This is a genomic window from Paenibacillus sp. P3E (assembly GCF_001909045.1).
In the GTDB taxonomy this organism is placed as follows: domain Bacteria; phylum Bacillota; class Bacilli; order Paenibacillales; family Paenibacillaceae; genus Paenibacillus_AQ; species Paenibacillus_AQ helianthi.
The window spans coordinates 1-1,146 of sequence record NZ_LVWH01000119.1 but is presented as its reverse complement, the minus strand read 5'-3'; the positions used below and the strand labels follow the sequence as shown (position 1 = coordinate 1,146).

1 protein-coding gene is annotated in these 1,146 nt (G+C 39.1%); it reads right to left on the bottom strand.

All coding sequences use genetic code 11. The features are described from left to right. Nucleotides 1–422: 422 nt before the first annotated feature. The coding region (locus A3842_RS11355) for a glutamine amidotransferase-related protein (protein ID WP_256701664.1) at nt 423–1,146 on the bottom strand (724 nt) is incomplete at its 5' end.

Below are 1,146 nucleotides of genomic sequence, written 5' to 3'. Positions count from 1 at the left end.
CCTAATCACGTCGATGAGTCTTGCAGGTCATTTCCCTTTGTGTGTTTTCCTGTAAGATATACGATTTCGTATAGGTTTCCCCGTTTTTACGGCGGGTCACCCAGCATCGCCGCCACCTCTGGTTCACTGCATTCCGGGCTGGACTTTGCCTGCAGGCCCTTCGGATTCTTCCTTACGGAAGACACCCTGCCCTTCCGGCAACCTTCGGTTGCCGGAAGTCTGCTTCGGCTACGGCACTTTAAAGGGTAAAGTCACCGGGTGGATTTGAACCACCTAGATAGTGCGACTGTGAGGCGCACATAAAAGAGCGATCGATATCGATCGCTTTATGGATTAACTTTTTTCAGACATATATTTAATCGTGACATAGCACAAATGGCTAACCTTATCCAAAATAGTTAATATTTTTAATTAATTGATAATTATCTGGAGTTATATTCTCTAACTAATTTAGTCAAAAAGACATTTAATTGCTCTTCCATTTTTGCATAATTGTTTTTACGTAAATTTTCAGGCTGTTGAACAAAACTTTTATTTAATCCACGAGACAGTTCTTCTTTTGAATTTTCGATCAATAACTCAATCAACTCAGGGTTAAATTCCAGATGGCATTGAAAACCGTACACAAACTTCTGATATCTTACAATTTGTCTAGGGCACCCCTCGCTATATGCAATTATCTGACTATTAGATGTTAATCCTGGCATATCATTATGCCAATGTCCAACAATGCTTGTTTTACCAAAGTGTGTAAAAAGATCATTATTTTGACCTTCTTCAGTAAAAGTAATTGGGTAGCATCCTATCTCAGTCTCAGGGCTATGCTCATATTTTGCACCGAGAGCTTCTCCAATAAGCTGGGCTCCCAAGCACACTCCTAATACTACTTTTTTTGCATCTATACAATTTTTAATAATTTTAATTTCAGCTGCCGCGTCAAAATGTGGACATTCCTCTATAGTTGTGTCAGGGGATTGCGGTCCACCTAAAACGATAAGAAAATCAATATTTTCTATGGCATCAGGTACCTTTTCTCCTAGGTATACAGATGTGTAACTAACATTATATTCCTTTACTTTAGCCCAAGACATAAAAGTCCCTGGCCCCTCAAAAGCTTCGTGAATAATAAAATGAATGTTCATATAC